An 18,546-nucleotide genomic window follows, 5' to 3' on the forward strand; every position below is an offset into this window, starting at 1 on the left:
GTTATCGCTGATTGGCCTTTACTTGTCGAAACCGACCTTGTCGACTAGCTCGCTTGCCTGCTTGCGATGCGAGACGATTTCCGTCAGCGGCTTGTTATCGATCTTCAGCGTGCCGAAGGAAGCGATGATCTCGTTGAGAGCAGCACCCTGCTTGACCGGATATTCGTAGTTGGCTTCAGCATAGATCTTCTGGGCTTCGTCCGAAACGAGATATTCCAGCAGCTTGACGGCTTCCGCCTTGTTCGGAGCATTCTTGGCCACAGCCGCGCCGCTGATATTGACCTGCGTGCCGCCGTTCTTGAAGGTCGGCAGAACCACCTTGATGGCGTCGCCCCACTTCACCTGCTCCTCGCCGCCCTTGCCCGAGCGCATCAGGCCGACATAATAGGAGTTGGCGATGCCGATGTCGCAAATGCCACCGAGGATGTCCTTGGCAACGTCGCGGTCGCCGCCGCCTGCCTTGCGGGCCAGGTTTTCCTTGACGCCGGCAAGCCACTTCTCGGTGTCCGCAGCGCCGTAATGGGCGATGTAATCGGCAAACAGCGCCGTGTTATAGGGATGCTGACCGGCGCGAATGCAAACCTTGCCCTTCCACTTTGCATCCGCCAGATCTTCATAGTTGAAGGAGGCGAGATCGACATCCTTCGCCGCGTAGAGAACGCGAGCGCGCATGGAAAGCGCGAACCAATGGCCCTTGGCGTCGCGAAGTTCAGCCGGGATGACCTTCGTGAGAGTCTCGGATTCAACTGCCTGGGTGACGCCCTTTTCAGCGAGATCAACGAGGTTGCCCGCATCCACCGTCATCAGAACGTCGGCCGGCGAGCTTGCGCCTTCGCTCAGAACGCGCTCTGCAAGACCGTCCTTCAGAAATACGGTGTTGACCTTGACGCCGCTCGAAGCGGTGAAGGATTCCAGCAGGGGCTGGATCAGGCCCGGTTCGCGGGTGGTGTAGATGTTGAGTTCAGCAGCGCTGGCCGTTCCGGCCGCAAAGGCAACCGTGCTGGCAAGCAGGGCAAATCTCGTAAATTTCGTCATGTTTTGTCTCCCTCTCCGATAGCGGCAATATAGGGGGAGCAGACATCATACATGACGGCCCAAATCAAGTTTTATTTCTTGGTTTTTTGAGCCGCTGCGATCACCAAGAGTTGAAAATAGACAGGGAATAAAAGCGCCAGTCCATTCATTCAACTTCAGGTAAAGATGAGAACCCCTTTGGGGTCTATACCGAAGCGCACCGCCGTGGTCCGGGCGGGTGTGCGCTGCATCGTCCTGACCCGCAGGTCGGAAGGCAGTCCGGGCACGGCTATGCCAAGCTGCTCGATCTCGCCGAGAAAAACGCGGCTCGATATTTCGCCGGCAATCCCCTCTTTCGCGGCGCCGTCCTCGATGATCGAAATCGCATTGGGGCGAACATAAGCGACGGCGGCGAGACCATCGGGCAGATCGGAGGCGTCACCCAACAGGCCGAGCGGCGTTTCAACACGCCCCTCTCTCACCCGGCCCTCGATCTTGTTGAAGGCACAGAAAAAATCGGCGGCATAGCGGGTTTTGGGATTGTCATGGATTTCGTAACCCGTGCCGCTCTGCACGATACGTCCGCGCTGCATCAGAACCACACGGTCACCTGCGGAAAGCGCCTCCTCCGGATCATGGGTGACCATGATCGCCGTCGTGCCCAGTTGCCGCAGGAGGCCGAGCGTTTCCTCACGCACGCTGTCGCGCAACCCCCTGTCCAGATTGGAAAAGGGCTCGTCCATCAGGAGCAGGCCGGGCTGCGGTGCAAGCGCACGGGCAAGCGCCACGCGCTGTTGCTCACCGCCCGAAAGCGTATGCGGATAACGTTTTGCCAGCTCCTGCAGGTGAACATGTTCGATCATCTCGGCAGCGCGGCGGCGAGCCTCCACCTTCGGCAAAGTGCGAAGACCGAACATGACATTCTGCTCGACGGTGAGATGCGGAAACAGCGCGTAATCCTGAAAGACAAAACCGATATTGCGCTTTTCCGGCTCCACGAAAACAGCGGGGCCGGCAACGACAGCGCCGTTCAGGGAAACGCTGCCATGATCCGGCGTCTCCACGCCCGCCACAATGCGCAGCAGGGTCGATTTTCCACAGCCGGAGCGCCCCACCAGACAAATGATTTCGCCACGTTCGACGGAAAGATCGATATCGGACAGCACGTCCGTATCGCCGAATCTTTTCCCGACCGATTTCAGTTCAAGCGCTGCCCTGCCTGCCATTTCCAATCCTGCCCTGCTTTGCGAATTATGTTGATCGCTCAAATCAGGATTAAAGTCAAAAAAGCCGGGAAAAATGCATTTCCCTTCACGAGTTGGCGAGATGTGCGGCAGCAATATTGACGTTTACGTTAGAGTTAAATAGGTTTTGCCGACGAGATGGACGCCAAGGGATTACGCGTCTATCATTCGTTACCGGGGAGCGAGAGGAGCGGTCGATCCGGTGACGCCACATGAGGTTTCCTCAACCCGGCCGATTGGGCCGGTTGAATGCGGGAGCCTCGTGAACATCAGGCAGCCGAAAGCGCCGTTAACGTATTTCAATGAATACGCGGCGCAACAAAGACTCTGGGAGGAGAAGCATGAGTGAACTGTCCCTGGGACACCCGGAAAATGTCGGCGCACAGAAGCGCTGGCTGGCATCCTATCCGCCGGGCGTACCTTCCGAAATCCCCGCATCCGCCCATGCCTCCCTTGTCGAACTTCTCGAAAAGAGCTGTGCGCAATTTGCCGACCGCAAGGCCTTTTCCAGCATGGGAAAGTCCCTGACCTATCGGGAACTGGACGCTGAAACCCGCGCGGTCGCCGCCTGGCTGCAATCCAGAGGACTGGAAAAAGGCGACCGGGTTGCCGTGATGATGCCGAATATCCTGCAAAATCCCGTCGCCGTATACGGGATCCTGCGAGCTGGCATGGTCGTGGTCAATGTCAATCCGCTCTACACACCGCGCGAACTGGAACATCAGCTTAAGGATTCCGGCGCAAAGGCGATCTTTGTGCTGGAAAACTTCGCCCATGTGGCGCAGCAGGCGGTGCCAAAAACCGCTGTCCGGCATGTGGTCGTCGCGGCGATGGGCGATCTGCTTGGTCTCAAGGGGCATATCGTCAATCTGGTGGTTCGCAAGGTCAAGAAACTGGTGCCCGCCTACACCATCCCCGGCTCCATCGGCTTCAAGGCGATGCTGAAGGAAGGTCAGGGATTTTCGTTGAAGCCGGTCAGCCTCACGGCGCAGGACATCGCCTTCCTGCAATATACCGGTGGCACAACCGGCGTATCCAAGGGTGCGGTTCTCACCCATGCCAATCTTCTGGCCAACAAGGTCCAGATCAGCCTATGGCTGGACGCGGCCTTCAATGGCAAAAAAGATCGCCCGGAGGTTCTCAACTTCATCTGCGCGCTGCCGCTGTGCCACATCTTCGCATTGACGGTGAATTCGCTGATGGGCATTGCGCTCGGCGGCCATAACCTGCTGATCGCCAATCCGCGCGATATTCCCGGCTTCGTGAAGGAGCTGGCGCATTATCAGCCGCATGTTTTCCCCGGCATTAACACGCTTTTCAACGCGCTGATGAACAACGAGGATTTCCGCAAGCTCGATCTGTCCTCCCTCATTCTGGTTCTCGGCGGCGGCATGGCGGTGCAAAGGCCCGTTGCGGAGCGCTGGCTTTCGATCGTCGGCTGCCCGATTGCCGAAGGTTACGGCCTCTCCGAGACATCACCCGTTGCAACGGTCAATCGTCTCGATTCCACGGAATTCAGCGGCACCATCGGCCTGCCGATTTCCTCGACCGAAATCGATATTCGCGACGAGGACGGCAACAGCCTGCCAACAGGGGAAGTCGGCGAAATCTGCATCCGTGGTCCGCAGGTCATGGCCGGTTACTGGCAGCGGCCGGATGAAACGGCAAAGGCCATGACCGCGGACGGCTTCTTCCGATCCGGCGACATGGGTTTCATGGACGAGCGCGGTTACACCAAGATCGTCGATCGCAAGAAGGACATGATCCTCGTTTCCGGCTTCAACGTCTATCCGAACGAGGTGGAAGAAGTGGCGGCCAGCCATCCGGGCGTGCTGGAATGCGCGGCAATCGGTGTTCCGGATGAACATTCCGGCGAAACCGTCAAACTTTTCGTGGTCAAGAAGGATCAGTCCCTGACGGAAGCGGAGCTCAAGGCCTTCTGCGCCAAGAACCTGACGAACTACAAACGGCCGAAAATCATCGAGTTCCGCACCGAGCTGCCGAAATCGAATGTCGGCAAAATCTTGCGGCGCGAATTGCGCAATCTGAACTGATTGTTTCAGCCAATGGGGAGAGCCGGGCGACCGGCTCTTTCTTTCATCCCGGCCCTTTTCTTTTATCAAAGTCGCCTTGATTTGGCCGCCTGAAAAAGAATAGTTTCCTCATCCTTCCACGGAAGCCGAGGAGCACAAGATGCAGGCCACCATCGAAAAACTGAAAGCAACGGCGAGCAGCACAGCCGCAACCGATCTTCGCGCCGCCTTTGCGGCCGACGACAAGAGATTCAGCCGTTTCAGCGCCAAATTCGATGACCTGCTGATGGATTATTCCAAATGCGCCGTGAATGAGGAGATCGTCACGCTTCTCGAACAGCTCGCACGCGAAGGCGGCGTCGAGGCAAAGCGCGAGGAGATGTTCTCCGGCAAAGCCATCAACTTCACCGAAGACCGCGCCGTGCTGCATACCGCGCTGCGCAATCGCTCCGACACGCCGGTTCTCGTTGACGGCAAGGACGTGATGCCTGATGTGAACGCCGTTCTGGCGGCCATGGGCAAGTTTGCCGATGCGATCCGTTCCGGTTCGCTGAAGGGCGCGACTGGCAAGAAAATTACCGACGTCATCAATATCGGCATCGGCGGCTCCGATCTCGGCCCCGTGATGGTGACGCTGGCGCTCGCACCTTTCCATGATGGCCCACGCGCGCATTTCGTTTCCAACATCGATGGCGCGCATATTGCCGACACGCTGAAGCTCGTTGATCCCGAGACTTCGCTCTTCATCGTCGCCTCCAAGACCTTCACCACCATCGAAACGATGACGAATGCCGCCACGGCGCGCCGGTTCATCGCCGAGAAGCTGGGTGAAGAGGCCGTAAAGCACCATTTCGCTGCCGTTTCGACCGCGCTGGACAAGGTCGCCGCCTTCGGCATCGAAAGCGACCGCGTTTTCGGTTTCTGGGACTGGGTTGGCGGACGTTATTCGATCTGGTCGGCCATCGGCCTGCCACTGATGATCGCCATCGGACCGGACAATTTCGGCAAGTTTCTGGATGGCGCGCACGCCATGGACAGGCATTTCCGCGAGGCGCCGATCCGCGAAAACCTGCCGATGCTGCTCGGCCTCATCGGTTTTTATAACCGCAACGTGCTGAATTATCCGACCCGGGCGATCCTGCCCTATGACCAGCGGCTCTCGCGTTTCCCCGCCTACCTGCAGCAGCTCGACATGGAATCGAACGGCAAGGGCGTAACCATCGACGGCACGCCGGTCGAAGGCCAGTCCGGCCCGGTTGTCTGGGGCGAACCCGGCACCAACGGCCAGCACGCCTTCTATCAGCTCATCCATCAGGGCACGAGCGTCATTCCGGCGGAATTCATGATCGCCGCCAACGGTTTTGAGCCAGAACTGCGCCATCAGCACCAGCTTCTCATCGCCAATTGCCTGGCGCAATCGGAAGCGCTGATGAAGGGCCGCACGCTGGCCGAAGCGAAAGCCCAGCTCACCTCCAAGGGCATGGAAGACAAGCTCGCCGATTTCATCGCGCCGCACCGCGTCTTCACCGGCAACCGTCCGTCCATCACCTTCGTCTACGACAAGCTGACGCCGTTTGCGCTTGGCCGCCTGATCGCGCTTTACGAACACCGCGTCTTCGTGGAAGGCGTGCTGTTCCGCATCAACTCCTTCGACCAGTGGGGCGTGGAGCTTGGCAAGGAACTGGCGACCGGCCTGCTTCCCGTCGTTGAAGGCAAGGAAAGCGCTGCCGGCCATGACAGCTCGACACAGGGACTGGTGAAGGCGCTGGCGGGACTGGCGGGATAAACCCCACACGCCGCAATTTACGAAAGCCGGAAGCAGACTTCCGGCTTTTTTCAATACAGCGTTGGTCGAATATCGTTTTGGAGGCGCATATGCCGTTGCCGCCGGGCAAGGACTTTCTGGAGTTTCACGACCTGCCCGCGGATGCGGTCTTCTCGATCATCGACCGCGCGGGCGCTCTGGCCGAGGACTGGTCAAAGGCCGCGACGCCACAGACCCTGAAGGGAAAGCGCATCGGGCTGATCGTTGATGACACCGGCTGGCGCAATACCGCGGCATTCGATCTCGGCATTCAGGCGATGGGCGGCATTTGCGTTACCGTTCCGATCAGCTTTAACGGCCGCGAAGACATTGCCGATTTGGCGGGCTATCTCGACAACTGGTTCGACCTGCTGATCGTCCGCACGAAGGAACTCTCGACCCTCCGGGCGCTTGCAGCCGAAATGCGCGCGCCTGTCATCAACGCGCGGACGAAGTCCAATCATCCATGCGAAACGCTTGGCGATTTGGCCTATGTCAAAAGCGTAAGAGGCCGGATAGACGACCTCAAAATCGTCGGTGTGACATCGGACGCCAATATTTTGCGCTCATGGGTCGAAGCCTCGATTTCCTTGCCCATTCAGGTCACACAGGTTTACCACGATCAATGGCACGTCACCGATGCCGCGCTCATCAATCCGAACTTCCGGGTGAGCACTGATATGGCAGAGTTGCTGGATGCGGATGTGGTCATTACCGATTCCTGGCCAGCCGGCCCTGATCATCATCTGGCCGATTACCGCATCTCCGCATCCCTTCTCGACAGGATGCGGCCCGATGCGATCTTTTTGCCCTGCCCGCCGGTCGCGCGTGGTCAGGAGGTGACGGCGGACGCCATGGTGCACCCGGGCTGCCAGAGCCGGGCAGCGAAGGCATTTCTCCTACATGCCCAGAATGCCCTGATGGAATTCCTGCTCGCCTGAGACGCGGGCCAGACCTCAAATATAAAGCGCCGCCATCTTGCGCCATGCCCCTGCCCGGTGGGCGCGACCCTCCCAGACATGCATCTGATGCCCCACCTGCTTGTCCAACAGAACCCGGCTCAGATGATGATTGTTGTCCAGAAACGGGTCGGCATCGCCGATGGTGAAGACCATGTCGATACGCCGCAGGTGATCAAGCCGCCATGGGCAGGCGAGGCCCGGCAGGAAATGGCTCGGCATGTGGAAATAGACGTCGTCATCGTAATAACCGTCGAACAGATCACCGAAGGATTCCACCTTCATCGTCAGATCATAACGACCGGAAAAGGCGACGAGCTTGCGAAACAGATGCGGGTGGCGAAAGACGAGGCTGGCGGCCTGAAATGCACCGAGACTGCAGCCCTGCACGATCGTGTCACTATTCGGGTTTTTCTCGGCCATCAGCGGCAGCACTTCGTTCAGAATATACTCTTCGAAAGCGGCATGCCGGCGAATGCGATCGGCGGGATGATGCCCGGCCGCATAGAAGGTCTCTCTGGCCAGCCCCTCTATGCAATAAAGCTGAAGGTGGCCCGCCTCTAGCTTGTCGGCCAGACTACCGACAAGGCCCAGTTCCTCATATTCGAAGAAACGCCCGTCGCGGGTGGGAAACATCAGCACTTTGGCGCCAGAATGTCCGAATATTAACAGCTCCATGTCGCGATGGAGCCTTTGACTATACCAGCGGAGATATTCGCGTTTCATAGCACCTTGAAAAACCGTCTGACCTTGTCCTTATGGACCGCATCTTGCGATGCGCTGTCAGGGTAATCGAAATGTCCGGCGTCGAGGATGAAGATTTCATTAAATTTTGATTGTGGCAGCGCATTGGCCACCGCGAACTGGCAAGGCGGCGCCACTGCCGGATCGAAAAGCGCAGGCGCGACCAGCATCGGCACTTTTATGCGGGCGGCGGCGCAGGCGGCATCGAACAGGCGCAGCGTTTCAAGCACATTGGCATGGGTCTTCTGGTACGTCTGAACCGCATCCGCGCTGCCGACGGTGGGCAGCGTCAGCCAGAACGGCCGGTGTCCGAATGTCGGGACCACCAGATGGCCGCGATCAATACGCTCGTCGAAAGGGATGGCCAGGGCGCCAATGCCGCCGCCGAAACTGATGCCGCTATAACCCACCTGCCCGTCCAGCCAGGGATAAAGGCTTATGAGCGTGGAAACGGCAACCCACAGATCATCGACGCAGCCGCCAATGATGTAATCGTCTTTCCTGTCGATATTATAGAGAACATGGAGGGCCGGGTCGGACGAGATCGGCGGGCAGGCGCTCAGCGAAAGCCCGCGAAAACAGGGAAACAGCACGGCTGTTTCTTCCACCGGCACGTCGAAATCAGGAGCCTCGCGACCGCCATAACCATGGCCCACAACGAGGCCGCGACGCACCTGCCCCTCGCGCGGCAGCAGCATCCACCCGCCGATACGAAAACCGCCGGTGGAGGTGTAGGTCATATCGAGGACATGCCAGCGGGGGTCGCTGAGCCTGCTCTTGCGCAGTACCGGTCGAGGATCCGTGGCGAGCGCGCGGCGATGGCGCTTTTTCCAGAAATCATCGAAGCCCGGCGGCGCCTCGGGCGGGGTGATGGCCAGCAACTGTTCACGCTGCATGCCATAGGTCGGGTCGAAATCAAAAGGATGGGACTTGGGAACGCTCATGCGATGCTTGTTTCGTGAAAAAACAGCGGACACAAGCTTCATAATATCGAAATAACGGTTTTTTACGGCTTTAGCGGCGGGAAGAGTGTTGAACCACCTGTTCAAAATGGTTCAACCGCGCCCATCACAAACCGATCTCATGCGCAAAGGGTGGATTCGCGCCGGCCCGCGAGACCGTGACCGCCGCAGCCTTCGCACCCAGCGCCAAAGCCTTCCTGATCTGCTCTTCCGTCAGCGAGGCAACCTGCGCCTTGGTCAGAAGGCCCTGCATTTTCAGCGAAGCGAGAATGCCGGCATCGAATGTATCGCCCGCACCGACCGTATCGACTACCTCTACCCGTTCGGACGCCACTTCCACCTTGAAATTGGCCGAATAACCAACGGCACCCTTGGCGCCCCGGGTGACCACGACGAGTTTTGCGCCATGATGCAGCCAGTGGCGTGCAAGCGTCTCCTCGTCGCCTTCCACTCCGAACCATTCAAGGTCTTCGTCGGAGAATTTTACGATGTCAGACTTCGCCGCCATACGGAGGATGCGAGCCATATGCGCCTGCTTGTCCTTGATGAAACCAGGGCGGATATTCGGATCGAGCGAAATGACGCGGCTTTGGTGCTCGCGCACCAGCAGCGCCTCATAGGTGCTGCCGCAGGGTTCCGGAATGAGGCTGATGGCGCCGAAATGCAGCGCCTCGCAATCCGCACCAAGTGCCGGAAGATCGGCCTCGGTAATCATCCTGCCGGCAGTGTTCTCGTCATAAAAAGCGTAGGTGGCATGGCCATCGACGAGCTTGACGAAAGCGATCGTGGTCGGCCGCGAAAGCATTGCGCAATAGCTGAAATCCACATTGCTCGCCCGCAGGGTTGTCCGCAGGATATCGCCCATCATGTCGTCGGAAAGACCCGTGAAGAACGCGGACGGGACGCCGAGACGCCCCAGCGCAATCGCCGTGTTGAAGACCGCTCCGCCTGCATAGGGGGCAAAACCAGCCTCACCCAGCGTCGTCTGCCGGGGCAGCATGTCGATCAGGGCTTCACCACAACACAGGATCATTACGGTCCTCCTCAAACAGCAAATCAAATGGACTTAAATCGATTTAGACGAAGATCGATCGGAAGGCCAGCCGCAAAACCGGGCTGGCCGCATCCGAAATCACGATTGCGGCAATTCGCTGACACCGCCGCGCTTTGCCGACCACGGCAGGGGGTTATCGAGGAAGGCCTCGACCTCGGACAGGGTCTCTTCGTCAAACAGTTTTTCAGCGCGGGCGACCGCCAGAACGTCGCGCCAGGTCGTCAGGTAATGCAGCTTGACATTGCCGTTGGCGAAGCGCGCTTCGGCCTCTTCGAAGATGCCGTAATAGAAGAGCGCAATGCCGTGATCGACGATACCGCCCGCCGCACGGATGGCGTCGATGAAGGTGAACATCGAGCCGCCGGCCGTCGTCAGATCCTCGATGACGAGAACGCGTGCGCCTTCAGGCATATGGCCTTCGATCTGGGCGTTGCGGCCGTGGCCTTTCGGCTTCTTGCGGCAATAGATCATCGGCAGGCCAAGGCGCTCGGCAAGGAAGGCGGCAAAGGGAATGCCGGCCGTTTCACCGCCCGCCACACAGTCGAACTTCTCGAAACCGGCCTCGCGCATGACAGCCGCCGCCGCAAAATCCATTGCCGCCGAGCGGATGCGCGGGAAGGAGATGAGCTTGCGCATATCGATGTAAACCGGGCTCTTCATGCCTGAAGCGAAGGTGTAGGGGCTTTCGGAATTGAAATGGACCGCCTTGATTTCCCACAACATCTTCGCAACCAGTTCCGCAACAACGGTGCGGTCAGTGAATGTGAAATGGTTCATAGGCGTTCTCCTTTTTCGGCCTTGGTTTATCGCTCCGAAAACCCGGATCGGTTTTCGGAAAGCACAGCGTCTCGATTCAGCATTGCAGGCATCCGCAGGCGGCACCGAAGGGCGAATGCCTGGGGACCATAACAAAACCGCCGGCAGTGCCGGCGGTCATCAAAAAAATCAGCTTACATCCCAATGAAGCGGGAACATCGGGTCGAATACGGTCACCGGCCCGGCGCCCGTCTCGATCTTGGCGGGAAACGACACCGGCTTCTCGCGTTTGACCAGCGTGATCGTCTCCTCGTTCGGTGCAAGACCATACCAGGCCGGGCCGTTGAGCGAAGCGAAGGCTTCCAGTTTATCGAGGGCGTTTTCATCCTCGAAGACATGGGCAAGGCAGCTCATGGTGTTGATGGAGGTGTAAATGCCGGCGCAGCCGCAGGCGCATTCTTTCAGCGGGTCCACATGCGGGGCGGAATCCGTGCCGAGGAAGAAGCGGGCGTCGCCCGAAGTCGCAGCAGCCCGCAGCGCCAGCCGGTGCTCCTCGCGCTTGGCAACGGGCAGGCAATAATAATGCGGCTTGATACCGCCGACCAGAATGGCATTGCGGTTGATAATGAGGTGGTGCGTGGTGATCGAGCCGGCCAGATTGGCCTTGGACGACTTGATATAATCCACGCCGTCGCGGGTGGTGATGTGCTCCATGGTCACCTTCAACTCTGGCAGACGCTGGCGCAGGGGTTCCAGAACCGTATCGATGAAGGCTTTCTCGCGGTCGAAAATATCGACTTCCGGTGTCGTTACCTCGCCATGCACGCAGAGCGGCAGGCCGATCTTCGCCATGCGCTCCAGAACCGGCATGGCCTTGTTGAAATCGCGCACACCCCCGTGGGAGTTGGTGGTCGCGCCAGCCGGATAGAGCTTTACGGCGGTGATGAGGCCGCTTTTTTTGCCCTCTTCCACGTCGTCGGCCTGAGTGTCCTCGGTGAGATAGAGGGTCATCAGCGGCTCGAAACGATCGCCCGCCGGAATGGCCCTGACAATGCGTTCGCGATAGGCGCGGGCATCGGCGGTGGTGACGACCGGCGGCACCAGGTTCGGCATGATGATGGCACGGGCGAAATGGCGGCTCGTATCCCCGATCACCCCTTCCAGCATTGCCCCGTCACGCAGGTGCAGGTGCCAGTCATCAGGGCGGCGCAGGGTGAGCGACTTCATCGGGATACCTCGGAGCATGACGGAATTGGCGCCCGCTTAGCATCTTTTGCCGCGGGAAAACAGCCGCCAAAGTCCATCGGGCGGCTGTAAATGTCATTTTTTTGAGGCGTGGCTCAGATGTTACCCGCCTCCGGACCCCAGACATCGGTCATCGCGAAACCATCAGCCAGGGGGTCAAAGGGATCGAGACCAACCTGATGCAGACCGAAGGTGAAGCCGCGCCCGGCGATGGTTGGAATGACGGCAGGACGGCCCGCCACCTCGGTGACGGCGGAAAGGCCGACATCGAATTCCGAACCGATGATCGAGCGGGATTTATATTCATCTCCCACCTTCACCTTGCCGCGCGCATAAAGCGTGGCAAGATTGGCGGAGTTGCCGGTTCCGCAGGGCGAACGATCCGCCCGGCCCGGCCACATGGTGGTGCAGGTGCGGATGGAACCATCTCCATCCACATCCCGGAACATCACATAGGCGACGCCTGAGATGGCCGGGATTTCAGGATGGACGACGGTCATTTCGCGGTTGACCAAATCTTTCAGGATCATGCCCGCCGAGACCAGCTTCGCGGCATTGGCCTTTTCGATCGTGAGACCGATCTGGCGGACATCGACCAGCGCATAAAAAATGCCGCCATAGGAGATATCCATCGTCACCTTGCCCCATTCGGGCGTGTCGATGCTGACATCCAGCTCGTGCACGAAGGACGGCACCATGGTCAGCTTGACCTTTTCGCAGCGTCCGTCGCGGCAGGTGGCCGTGGCCTTTACCAGACCGGCCGCCGTTTCCAGAATGATGACGGTTTCCGGTTCCTGCATTTCCACCATGCCGCTTTCCAGAAGCGCCGTCGTTGCGCAGATGGAATTCGAGCCCGAGCTGGCATGCGCCTGATCCGGCTGGAGAATGACGAAAGCCGCATGCGCATCCGGATGTTTCGGCGGCAGGAGAAGATTGACCGAGCCCATGGGCGTGCCGCGCGGTTCCAGCGTCAGAAAGCGGCGCAGAGCCTCACCCTGCGGATCGGTATTCATCCAGTGAAGCTGTTCAGCCACAGTATTGCCGGGAATTTTCGGCGCACCGCCGGTGACGACACGGCCGATTTCGCCTTCGCAATGGACATCGAGAAGCTGGAGAGTGCGTTTCCAACGCATGGGGTCTTACTCCGGAAGTTGAGCTGTTAACCGGACCATACAGATAAAAATACAAGCTGTATACAAAACTACGGGAGCGTGATGACAAAAACGCTTAGCGTTTCCGCCCCCTCTCTCGCATCGTAGTTTAGCGGTTACGGCATTCCGCCCGGTTTCGGTTGGCAGCAGCATCGCAGTTCACCCTTGACGATTGAAGCGCCTGATCGTCCACCACGGAGCCGGCCGTATCACCCACCGATCCGACCGTGTTTTCCATGGAGCGACCCAGTCGTTCCACCTGCCTGCCATAATTTTCCCGTGTGCGCGGATCGAAGACTGCAATCGGTGCGCTGACCACCACGCTGGCCGCCGTCCCAACGGTTTGCGCAGCACCAATGCTGACAGCGCCAAGAGCTTCACCGAGACCGACGTCGGAATCCGTTACCGTCTGCCCGGCGATAAGGCGGTCGCCAATCAGACGCACGACCTCGGGGCTCTCGGCAAATTTACCATGGTTCAGTCGGTCGCCGGATTGCAGCTTGGTCAAATCCAGAACGGTGATACCGGCTTTTTCAAGCTCGCTGCGATAGGGCTCGACGGATGGGTCGATCTGGCCGAGACGGTCGACATTGCCGGAAATGCGGCGCGACAGGCTGAGCGCGCGGTCATCCTGCGAAACGAAAAGCGTGAATTTGGGCGGGGTTTTGCCGAGGCTTGCGAATTGCCGGCTGAACACGTCCACATCCAGATCCGGCGCTGCGAGGATGACATTGCCGATCTTCGGATCGACACGGCCATTGCGGATGGCCATCTGGCGCAGCGCCTCCACCGCAAGCCAGGTGCCCATGGAATGGGCCATGACCGTGACCTCGCCGATGGACCTGTCCTTGGCGAGGCGGGTCAGCATCTCCTCCAGCGCATCGCGCGAATAGTTGGTGCTTTCCTTGTCGTAGTTATAGTCAAAGATGCTCGCTCGCGACGGCCAGGTGAAGACGACGGGCACGACGTCAGTGCCGGAATCATGGACGATCTGCGCGAAGCGATAAACGGATTCCTCGTACCGGTTGTTGAAACCGTGAACGAAGACCAGCACGCGCCGGTCCTTCTGGATGTGTCTGCCGATCCAGCTTCTGGTCTCGGCTTCGGAGCGAATGGGCTCCACCGCCACCGTGGTGAAATCCTTCAGCGGATTGGGCGGCAGCTTCTTCGGCCATTGCACCTGCCCGACCTTGCGGTTGGCGTTGGGCGGAATGGAAACCGTCACCGCATCCACCTTCAGACCCGTTCCACGCTCGCCGCCAAAAAGCACGGCGGCGTTTTCCGATGGCGCGCGGGTGGTGGCGACGAGAAGATTGACCGGCGTGGTTCCCGCCACGGTCTGCCCCGTCGGCGTCATGACCCCGATCGGACGCCCCCCGCAACCGGCGAGCAGGGCGACAATGGCGATTACGGCCACGAAGCGAATGGGCATCACATCACTCTCCTACAACCCAGAGGCAGCCGGAAAGCAGCCGGGGGAGAGGATTTTCTACCGGAGGCGGAACCGCCGCGCCAGCAACCTGACCACTAGAGCGGACAATTTCCGCCCCGGTGTGTCCAAACGGACCCAATTGTATGGCGGTTGAGCCGGCAGCGAGGGCACCTTTAAAAAACGCAGGCCTATTTCTGCGGCAGCATCGTGCCCCTTTCGCGCAGCGCCTCATGCCAGGATAGCGCCTCTTCAATGAGATGCGGCGTGTGCCCTCCCCGCGCCACCGCGCGCTGATAATAATCCGTCAGCGCATCACGATATTGGGGGTGCACACAGTTCGCGATGATAACCGCCGCGCGCTCGCGAGGTGCGAGACCGCGCAGATCGGCAAGCCCGGTCTCGGTCACGAGAATATCGACATCATGTTCGGTATGATCGACATGGCTGACCATGGGCACTACGCTGGAAATGGCTCCGCCCTTGGCGATCGATTTGGTGACGAAGATGGACATATAGGCGTTGCGGGCGAAATCCCCCGAGCCGCCGATGCCGTTCATCATGTGCGTTCCGCCGACATGGGTGGAATTGACGTTTCCGTAAATATCGAATTCCAGCGCCGTGTTGATGCCGATAATGCCAAGGCGGCGGATGACTTCCGGGTGATTGCTGACCTCCTGCGGGCGCAGGATCAATCTGCTCTTGTAATCGGCCAATCGCGGCATGACCTGCTCGTTCATGGCGGAAGACAGGGTGATCGATGAACCCGAGGCAAAGGTCAGCTTGCCCGCATCAAACAGTTCGAAAGTCGAATCCTGCAAGACCTCCGAATACATTTTGAGGTCGTGAAACGGCGTATCGATGAAACCATGCATGACAGCATTGGCAATGGTGCCGATGCCGGCCTGAAGCGGCTGGAGTTCATGGGTCATACGGCCGTGACGCACCTCGTTCAACAGGAACTCGGTGAGATGGCCGGCAATGGCCTTGGTCCCATCGTCAGGCGGCAGCACGGTTGAAAAACTGTCGCTCTTGTCGCTCAGAACGATGGCGGCGATCTTTTCCGGCGGCACCGGAATGAACGGCAGGCCAACACGGCTATCCGTTGCCACCACCGGAATGGGCATGCGGGTCGGGCGCCTGGCGGGAATGAAGATGTCATGCAGCCCCTCCAGCACCTCGGGCTGCGACAGGTTGATCTCGACGATGACCTTGTCGGCCAGAATGGCGAAGCTCGCGGAATTGCCGACGGAGGTGGTAGGAATGATGCCGCCTTCCGCCGTGATCGCCACGGCCTCGACAATGGCGATATCGACCCCGTGAATCTGGCCGCCGCGCAATTGCTCGACCGTTTCGGAAAGATGCTGATCAATGAACATCACCTTGCCGTCATTGATCGCCCTGCGCAAAGCCGGATCGGACTGGAACGGCATGCGGCGCGCCAGCATTCCCGCCTCGACCATGGTCTTGTCAAGATCGTTGCCCAGCGACGCACCGGTCATCAGGGTGATTTTCATGGGATGTGTCTTGGCGCGCTCGGCCAGCGCCAGCGGCACGGCCTTCGCTTCCCCGGCCCGCGTAAAGCCGCTCATGCCTACCGTCATGCCATCCTGAATGAGACTGGCGGCATCTTCGGCGCTGACGATCCTGTTCAAGAGGGACGCGTTGCGGATACGCTTTTCAAGCATGCACTTCTCCATGATCTGTCATCACGATGGCACGGCATCTGGCTGGCCACCTCACGGCGACTATGGCGCGCAGTTTCATCGATGAAACTGACATAGATCAAGGGTGCGAACGGAACCATGGCTCTCGCGTATCAAATCCGTTCAACAAACCTCAAGTGACGCATCGGCGCGACAGGCCGCGGGGTCTTCTCACCACCGCAGCCTTGTAATCGGCAAAATACCTCTCCCCCCACTACCGGCAACAGGCGACGAGGCGGAGGTCATCTCTCTGCAACACGGAAATCGTCCGGTGTCAGGGACCTTCGCAGACAGGCGCCTGACCGAGCACGACCTGCCCCACTTCCGCATCATAGGCACGCAGGCCAAATGCGCCGAGGCTTATGACCCGGTAACAAGGATTGCCGCCCGTCCACAGCGGATCGACGACATCGATATCGGTGATGAAACGGTGCGCGCAGGCCTGACCGGAGCTGTAAGCTATGCCTTCGGCCGTCGTACCCGCCATCGGCACATGGATGTGGCCAAAAATGATGTGACGTATACCGGCTGGATGGGCGGAGAGGCGGCGCATGACAGCACCGTCATCATGCATGCCGATATGTTCGAAATGGCGGATGCCGCAATCCATCGGCGGATGGTGAATGAAAACCGTCACCGGCAGATCGCCTGCGCCTTCCAGCGCACTCTCCAGCCATACCAGACGATCCGCGCCATACATGCCGCCTATGACATCGGCTTCGTGGCTGTCGAGAAACAGCAAACGGCCAAAATCCGTATCGATGAAGGACTGGATATAACCGTTATCGTCGCGCGGCTGCTCGGGAAAGGCGGCCACGAATTCCGGTCGGCGGTCATGATTTCCGAGCATCAGCCTCACCGGCATGGAGACCGGCCTGAGGATGTCGCGCAGCAGCTCATAGGCTTCAGGCTCGCCGTAATTGCAAAGATCACCCGTCATGACAAGAAGATCGGCGTCGGCGTGTTTTTCGACAATATCGGCCACCGCCGCACGCAGCTGCTTTTCCGGGTCGACGCCGTTTACAGCAATGCCGGGCGGTACGAGATGGGTGTCGGTAATCTGGATGATCTTCATAACGGGTCTTTCTGCACAAAATGGCTGCGGGAACGGATTTCCCCGCAGCCTTTTCAGTCGTTCTGCTTATTTCAGCAGGGCGTTGGTCTGCTCGACGATCTGCTTGAGACCGGCTTCCGGCGTCACCTCACCGCGCATGACCGTGCCGATGATGTCGCGCTGCGTGCGCCAGATGCGGACGGAATCGCCACCCGGATAACCGGCCCAGGGCAGAGAACGGTCAGCCTGAAGCGAAGCAGTCTTCACATTCGGGTTCTCGACATAATAAGGAGCGAGGAAGTCCGGGCCGGTGGCCAGCTTGTTGGTCGGCAGGTAACCGGTGATGCGAACGATGGTGTTCTGCGCTTCCGGACCGGTGATCCACTTCAGGTACTTCCAGGCAGCGTCCTGCTTGGCCTTTTCCTGGGTCAGGATAACAGCCGAGTTGCCGCCGGTCGGAACGCCGCCCTTTTCCTTGTTGTCGAGCGGGAAGGTCGCCGTCTTCAGTTTGAAGCGGTCGCCGACCAGACCCTGGATCGTCTGAACGTGGGCGGGCGTCGAGAAGATGAAGCCGGTAAGGCCTGCACCGAACTGCTGGCGGGACTGATCCCAGTCGAGCAGGTTCTGGCCGCCTTCGGTGACGAACTGGCGGGTCATCTTCAGGGCGTTGAGGCCGATCTCGTTGTCGAAGCCAACGGTCTTGGCCTTCTCGTCAACGAGCTTGCCGCCCTGTTCGACGATGAGCGCCTGCCACAACCAGTCATCCGGCCAGCCGTTGATGTCGTAGCTCATGCCGGCGAACTTGGGGTCGAGAGCCTTGATCTTCTTTGCAAGAGCAATGAGCTCGGCAAAGGTCGTCGGCATCTTGTCCGGATCACCGCCAGCCTTGGTGACGAGGTCGGAGTTGATGTAGATGATCGGCGAGGAGGCGTTGACCGGCAGACCGTACTGCTTGCCGTCGATCTGGCCGAGTGCCGCCATCTTCGGGCTGTAGTTCTTGTCGAGGAAAGCCTGACCGCCTTCAGCCTGAATGAACGGGCCGAGATCGGTGATCTGGTTGCGCGGTGCAAGCGTGTGAACGAGTTCCGCCGTCAGGTTGTAACCCGAGAAATAAACGTCAGGCAGATTGCCAGTGACGGCAGAGCGCAGAACCTGCTGCTGGCCTTCGTTGTAACCGGCAGCCGGAGCGAGGAAGTTGATCTTCACATCAGGGTTCTTCTTCATGAATTCGTCGGCCAGCGGCTGATGAAACTTGGTGAAGCCCGGCAGGTTGTAGAGAACGTTGAGCGTGATTTCATTGGCCAGAACCGGCTGAGCGAGGCCCGCAAAAGCCATGCCGAGAGCCAGACCGCCCATCACAGCGCGTCGGTTGAGTTTCATGTCAGTCTCCA

The 18,546-nt window shown here is 59.3% G+C and carries 15 protein-coding genes; 3 read left to right on the forward strand and 12 right to left on the reverse strand.

Going from position 1 to position 18,546, the window contains the following annotated elements; translation table 11 throughout:
* Positions 1–18: 18 nt before the first annotated feature.
* Positions 19–1,035 (reverse strand): extracellular solute-binding protein, encoded by a 1,017-nt coding sequence (locus tag V6R85_RS05550; protein WP_111833730.1) that lies wholly within the window; start codon positions 1,033–1,035, stop codon positions 19–21.
* 155 nt (positions 1,036–1,190) lie between these two features.
* Complete coding sequence (locus V6R85_RS05555; RefSeq protein ID WP_003503604.1) at positions 1,191–2,240, reverse strand: ABC transporter ATP-binding protein; 1,050 nt, start codon at positions 2,238–2,240, stop codon at positions 1,191–1,193.
* Between the two features lie 359 nt (positions 2,241–2,599).
* Between V6R85_RS05555 and V6R85_RS05560 the strand changes: the two genes are divergently transcribed.
* From V6R85_RS05560 to V6R85_RS05570, 3 genes are all read left to right on the forward strand, one after another.
* The gene (locus V6R85_RS05560) at positions 2,600–4,312 is read left to right on the forward strand and encodes a long-chain fatty acid--CoA ligase (RefSeq protein WP_060722850.1); all 1,713 of its coding nucleotides are present in this window, start codon (positions 2,600–2,602) and stop codon (positions 4,310–4,312) included.
* Positions 4,313–4,451: 139 nt separating this feature from the next.
* Complete coding sequence (gene pgi, locus V6R85_RS05565) at positions 4,452–6,077, forward strand: glucose-6-phosphate isomerase (RefSeq protein ID WP_111833731.1); 1,626 nt, start codon at positions 4,452–4,454, stop codon at positions 6,075–6,077.
* Positions 6,078–6,166: 89 nt separating this feature from the next.
* A complete protein-coding gene (locus V6R85_RS05570; RefSeq protein ID WP_111833732.1) occupies positions 6,167–7,036 on the forward strand; it encodes an ornithine carbamoyltransferase in 870 nt (289 codons plus the stop codon).
* Positions 7,037–7,051: 15 nt separating this feature from the next.
* Here V6R85_RS05570 and V6R85_RS05575 read toward each other — a convergent pair whose 3' ends face one another.
* The 10 genes from V6R85_RS05575 to V6R85_RS05620 all read right to left on the reverse strand — a co-directional run bounded on the left by V6R85_RS05575 (position 7,052) and on the right by V6R85_RS05620 (position 18,535).
* Positions 7,052–7,780: an esterase family protein gene (locus V6R85_RS05575; protein WP_111833733.1), complete on the reverse strand. Its 729-nt coding sequence runs from the start codon at positions 7,778–7,780 to the stop codon at positions 7,052–7,054.
* A complete protein-coding gene (locus tag V6R85_RS05580; protein WP_111791939.1) occupies positions 7,777–8,742 on the reverse strand; it encodes an acetylxylan esterase in 966 nt (321 codons plus the stop codon). Before V6R85_RS05580 ends, V6R85_RS05575 begins: the two co-directional genes overlap by 4 nt.
* Positions 8,743–8,866: 124 nt before the next feature.
* On the reverse strand, positions 8,867–9,793 hold the full coding sequence (locus V6R85_RS05585) for a carbohydrate kinase family protein (protein ID WP_020011013.1): 927 nt from the start codon (positions 9,791–9,793) through the stop codon (positions 8,867–8,869).
* Positions 9,794–9,892: 99 nt separating this feature from the next.
* On the reverse strand, positions 9,893–10,591 hold the full coding sequence (locus V6R85_RS05590) for an orotate phosphoribosyltransferase (protein ID WP_003503621.1): 699 nt from the start codon (positions 10,589–10,591) through the stop codon (positions 9,893–9,895).
* A 168-nt stretch (positions 10,592–10,759) separates the two neighbouring features.
* Entirely contained in the window at positions 10,760–11,797 is a 1,038-nt protein-coding gene (gene pyrC / locus V6R85_RS05595) for a dihydroorotase (RefSeq protein ID WP_111784804.1), read from the reverse strand.
* A 113-nt stretch (positions 11,798–11,910) separates the two neighbouring features.
* On the reverse strand, positions 11,911–12,948 hold the full coding sequence (locus V6R85_RS05600) for a 4-hydroxyproline epimerase (protein WP_060727044.1): 1,038 nt from the start codon (positions 12,946–12,948) through the stop codon (positions 11,911–11,913).
* A gap of 127 nt (positions 12,949–13,075) precedes the next feature.
* Positions 13,076–14,398 (reverse strand): alpha/beta hydrolase, encoded by a 1,323-nt coding sequence (locus tag V6R85_RS05605; RefSeq protein WP_003503627.1) that lies wholly within the window; start codon positions 14,396–14,398, stop codon positions 13,076–13,078.
* A 188-nt stretch (positions 14,399–14,586) separates the two neighbouring features.
* Positions 14,587–16,083, reverse strand: a complete 1,497-nt coding sequence (locus V6R85_RS05610) for an acetyl-CoA hydrolase/transferase family protein (protein WP_060727045.1) — start codon at positions 16,081–16,083, stop codon at positions 14,587–14,589.
* Between the two features lie 292 nt (positions 16,084–16,375).
* The gene (locus V6R85_RS05615) at positions 16,376–17,176 is read right to left on the reverse strand and encodes a phosphodiesterase (protein ID WP_080865786.1); all 801 of its coding nucleotides are present in this window, start codon (positions 17,174–17,176) and stop codon (positions 16,376–16,378) included.
* A gap of 66 nt (positions 17,177–17,242) precedes the next feature.
* Entirely contained in the window at positions 17,243–18,535 is a 1,293-nt protein-coding gene (locus tag V6R85_RS05620) for an ABC transporter substrate-binding protein (RefSeq protein WP_003503651.1), read from the reverse strand.
* Positions 18,536–18,546: the final 11 nt, after the last annotated feature.

The sequence above is a fragment of the Agrobacterium sp. CCNWLW32 genome, assembly GCF_037083425.1.
Lineage (GTDB): Bacteria > Pseudomonadota > Alphaproteobacteria > Rhizobiales > Rhizobiaceae > Agrobacterium > Agrobacterium radiobacter.